The 3,906-nt window shown below is 59.6% G+C and carries 4 protein-coding genes; 2 read left to right on the top strand and 2 right to left on the bottom strand.

The window, feature by feature from the left end; all coding sequences use genetic code 11:
• Positions 1-869, top strand: an 869-nt coding sequence (locus AWB67_RS34860; protein WP_143328459.1) for an MmgE/PrpD family protein, incomplete at its 5' end; no start/stop codon positions are given.
• Positions 870-963: 94 nt separating this feature from the next.
• Here the strand turns inward: AWB67_RS34860 and AWB67_RS34855 are convergent.
• Together AWB67_RS34855 and AWB67_RS34850 are read right to left on the bottom strand one after the other, a co-directional pair.
• Entirely contained in the window at positions 964-2,196 is a 1,233-nt protein-coding gene (locus AWB67_RS34855) for a M24 family metallopeptidase (RefSeq protein WP_087660478.1), read from the bottom strand.
• Between the two features lie 142 nt (positions 2,197-2,338).
• A complete protein-coding gene (locus tag AWB67_RS34850) occupies positions 2,339-3,271 on the bottom strand; it encodes a LysR substrate-binding domain-containing protein (protein ID WP_087660477.1) in 933 nt (310 codons plus the stop codon).
• Positions 3,272-3,562: 291 nt separating this feature from the next.
• Between AWB67_RS34850 and AWB67_RS34845 the strand changes: the two genes are divergently transcribed.
• Positions 3,563-3,906, top strand: a 344-nt coding sequence (locus AWB67_RS34845; RefSeq protein WP_143328458.1) for an aromatic ring-hydroxylating oxygenase subunit alpha, incomplete at its 3' end; no start/stop codon positions are given.

Raw genomic sequence — 3,906 nt, 5'->3', positions numbered from 1 at the left:
GAGACAGGGTTACAAATGCACTAGGGGTTGCATGCAGCCAAGCGGCGGGGTTGCTCGAATTCGTCACCGACGGGGCTTGGACGAAGCGCTTTCACGGCGGCTGGGCCTCGCATTCCGGCATGATCGCCGCGGAACTGGCGCAACACGGGATCACGGCGCCGCCTACTTCCATCGAAGGCAAGTTTGGCTACCTGCATGCTTATTCCGGCGATCCGTTAACGCAGGCGCTGTCGGTGGGCGAAGGCGAGATGCTTGCCATCGCGCAGACGGCGATGAAGTACTATCCCTGCAACTACTATATCCAATCGATCAACGATTCCGTGCTGCAGCTTGCCGTGCGCGCGGACCTTCCTTTTGACGCAATCGAACGCATCGTCGTTTATACGGTGCAGGCGGCAATGCCGCTTGTGTGTGAGCCAATCGAGCAGAAGCGTCGCCCGCGGCTGATGATTGACGCGCAGTTCAGCGTACCGTTCAACGTCGCGCTCGGCCTTGTCAAGAAACGCGTCTCTTTCGTGGATTTCACGACGGCAGAATTCACCAGCCCGGCGATCGAGCGCCTGATGGATAGGGTAACGTGCCACGTCGATCCGGCGCTGGACGCACGATATCCTGAGGCGTGGCCCGCACGTGTCGAGGTCACCCTTGCCGACGGTCGCACGCTCGCAGCCGCCACCCAGTACGCCAAGGGCGATCCGCGCAATCCGTTGAGCTTGAACGAGGTGATTGCCAAGCATCGCAGCATCGTCGCTGGTGTCATAGACGAGAGCACCGACGATGCAATCCTCGATTTCATTCTGCGTCTTGAGACGAAATCGGATTTCAGCGAACTGACCCGCATCTTGAAGGGGTTCGTGCTGCCGGATTAAAAGGTTCTCGAATAGAAGCCTTTGGGACATCGCGACCCTCGGCAGTCTGTCGTGCGCGGTTTCCCGGGCAACCCGCGCACGCCCTGGATCACGTTCAAAGCCAGTCCATTTCGAAGCGGAACGTGGAAAGCGGCGTGCAACCGTTCTCCGTCAGACGCACCTGCTGCTCGAGCTTTACGCCTTCCTCGCCGCCTTCATCGCCGATATAGCTCTCGATGCAGAGCGTCATGCCGGCTTCGAAAACGCCGTCATACCCGCGGTCCTGGAAGTACGAGACCGACGGATATTCGTCGACCATGCCGACGCCGTGTGCCAGACAGCTATAGCGGTTCTTCAAAAAGTGATCAGGCATCGTCCAGCTTCGCCCGGCAAATTCGTTGAATGTCATGCCGGGCTGGATGAGCGCCATGTTCGTGTCCAGTTGCTCGTATGCGGCGGCGTAGAGGCGCCGCTGGTCATCGGTCGGACGAACATGACCGACTGTCCACGTGCGCGAGATATCGGCGCAGTAACCAAAAGGACCGACGAGGTCTGTGTCGAACGCGATCAACTCACCCTTACGCATCACCTTCGGGCTGCATTCCTGCATCCACGGATTCGTGCGGCGCCCCGACGCCAGTAGCCGCGTTTCGATCCATTCGCCGCCGAGCCTGATGTTTTCGAAGTGCAGGTATGCCCATAATTCCTGTTCGGTCATGCCCGGCTGCAACGCGTCGTGCATGCGCTCGATGCCGCGTTCGCACACGTCGATGGCAGCCTGCATCACGACGATCTCGTCGTCCGATTTGATGGTGCGCGCGACTTCCATTATCGCCTGACCATCTACCACTCGAATGCCTGCTTCGCCCAGCGCATGCAAGCCTTCGGGGTCGAGACGATCGGCGGCGATCTGTCGTTCGGACGGAGCGTGCTGATAGAGCAGGTCCGCGATTTCGCGCGCCCATTGTCTTGCCTTCATCGCGGCTTCCGGTCCGGCATTGAAGTAATTCCAGCACACCGCGCTGCGGATTTCCGCTTCGACAGGCACGTCATTCCAGACGTGCGCGCAATTGTGGAACTCGAAGCCGACCACCGGTCCATTCGCAAAGACCATCACATAGCGCGTCGGATTGCGGCCGGTCCAGATCTGCATGTTGGACGTGTCGGTTGCATACCGGATGTTGACTGGGTCGTACAGGACGATTGCCGGCACACGGCTCTTGCGAAGCTGGCGACGCACTCGCTCCAGCCGATAGTGACGGACGCGATCGAGCAGACCTGGCGGCAAGCTGATGACGTCGTCGGTCGTGTCGGGCATGGCCGCGTGTAGCGTGGATATCGCCGACATGCACTGTCTCCCGATGTGATTTCCAGGCAGTATCGGAACGACGAAAAAGCCAGTCAACGGCCTTTATTTTCCTGCTTGCATGACTTTGAATCATTCGATCGCCGAGTCGTCCCTGCGCTGCAAGACCTCGTTGGAATCAGCGCTAGTTGCGAATCGCCGGATCGCCCCGCAGCCACTCGATCAGTTGCGTGATCACTGGCGAGATCGTGCGTCCGTGCGGCACCACGACAAAGAACGAGTCGGCAGGCGTGAAGGAAGCGACCTCCAGACGCACGAGTTCTCCCGTCTTCAGCAAGTGATCGACGAGGCGGCTCCAGCCGAGAACAATGCCTTGTCCATAGCGCGCGGCCTGTACCGCATCGGTGTACAGGCTGCATCGCAGCACCTTGTTCAGGCGCGTCGGACGATAGCCCACCGCATGAAACCATTCGGTCCAGTCCATCCAGCCCTCGCTCGTCGAATCGGATTCGACGAGCGCCATGCCGGCAAGCTGTTCGAGCGATGCCGGCACGTCGTTCTCCTTCAGGAACTGAGGCGAGCAGACCGGGAAAACCTCCACGTCGAACAACAACGTGGAAGTGCCATCCGTCCACTGACCGTCGCCGTAGCGCACCGCTACGTCGACTTCAACATGGCGCAGATCGGCCGTAAACATCTGCGTCGTCAGGCGTAGCTGCAGGGGCGGATCGAGCTTCTTCAGGTTGGCAAGGCGAGGAAGCAGACGGAACTGCGAGAACGCGGAGGTGGAGGCGAGCACGAGTTCGCGCTGTTCGACTCCGGTGGTCGCCAGACGGTCGAACACGCCTGCGATCTTCTGCATCGACTCGGCCACCACGAGGTATAGCGCTTCGCCTTCGCCGGTCAGCTCGATGGAACGATGTCCGCGGCGAAAGAGCCGGACAGCGAGCGTTTCTTCCAGGAACCGGATCTGACGGCTGACAGCAGACTGCGTCACGCCCAGTTCGGTCGCGGCAAAGGTAAAACTACTGAGGCGGGCTACCGCCTCGAATTCGACCAATGCGGTAAGCGACGGAACGATTCTGCGGTAACCCTTCGTTGCTCTGAGAGTCTTCATCGTTGCCTCTGATCTTGATCGTTGATGCAGCCGCGCGCTTGGGAAAGCGTGAATGGTCGCATGTAATGAAGCGCTTTCGGGCAGTGCGTAGTTTTTAGTTTTCGTGTAGCCGGAGCTGCATGCTGCGGTGCATTCTCGATGTCAAATCGCTCGTTTTCCGGACGCGATTTTCGCATGACTTAAAGGAATGGCAAACGGTAAATAAAGCGCATTGACGGTGCGAATCGGCGATCCAATACTGGGTCCCATGCTCAAGACAGCGCTGCGGCGCGTACCCATCAAGAGGCCCCCATGTCGACCGTCATCCCCATCAGAACTCATCGCGAACTGCTCGACAGCCGGCAGACCGGGCATGGCATGCCGGGCGAATTGTTCGGCCGTCAGGACGTGTTCGAAACCGATGTCGAGGTGTTCTTTCACAAGCTCTGGATTCTGGTCGGCGTGACGGCCGATGTGCCTGAGCCGGGCGATGTCCATACGGTCGATATCGGCAAGGCTTCGGTCATCATCGTGCGCGACGACGACGAAAACATCCGCGCGTACCACAACGTGTGCCGCCATCGTGGCTCGCGCATCATGAAGCAGCCGGGCAAGGCGACCGTCGGCATGCTCGTCTGTCCGTATCACCAGTGGAC

Source organism: Caballeronia terrestris, from assembly GCF_001544515.1.
GTDB classification, from domain to species: Bacteria; Pseudomonadota; Gammaproteobacteria; order Burkholderiales; family Burkholderiaceae; genus Caballeronia; species Caballeronia terrestris.
Note: the sequence above shows the minus strand (reverse complement) of the source record. Positions and strands in the feature narration are given on the sequence as shown.